Annotated in this window: 2 tRNA genes; both read right to left on the minus strand. The window is 46.5% G+C overall.

Annotated features, from left to right (window positions below):
- Positions 1–135: 135 nt before the first annotated feature.
- Positions 136–209, minus strand: a tRNA-Gly gene (locus tag M3205_RS25345).
- Between the two features lie 23 nt (positions 210–232).
- Positions 233–309: transfer RNA gene (locus M3205_RS25350), tRNA-Pro, on the minus strand.
- Between the last annotated feature and the right edge of the window lie 50 nt (positions 310–359).

A 359-nucleotide genomic window follows, 5' to 3' on the forward strand; every position in this document is an offset into this window, starting at 1 on the left:
GCCAGCGTTCGTCCTGAGCCAGGATCAAACTCTCCATATAAGAGTTGATATAGCTCGATTGTCTTTTCGAAAAAGACTAATGATTTAAACGTTGACGTATTGTTCGTTCAGTTTTCAAAGATCAATCAGTAAGTTTGGAGCGGGTGAAGGGAATCGAACCCTCATCATCAGCTTGGAAGGCTGAGGTTTTACCACTAAACTACACCCGCATATATAATTGTTATTTCCCGAATGGTCGGGAAGACAGGATTCGAACCTGCGACCCCTTGGTCCCAAACCAAGTGCTCTACCAAGCTGAGCTACTCCCCGTATTATGGCGCGCCCGAGAGGAGTCGAACCCCTAACCTTTTGATCCGTAG

Origin of the sequence: Cytobacillus firmus (assembly GCF_023715565.1) — a bacterium.
GTDB classification, from domain to species: Bacteria; Bacillota; Bacilli; order Bacillales; family Cytobacillaceae; genus Cytobacillus; species Cytobacillus firmus_C.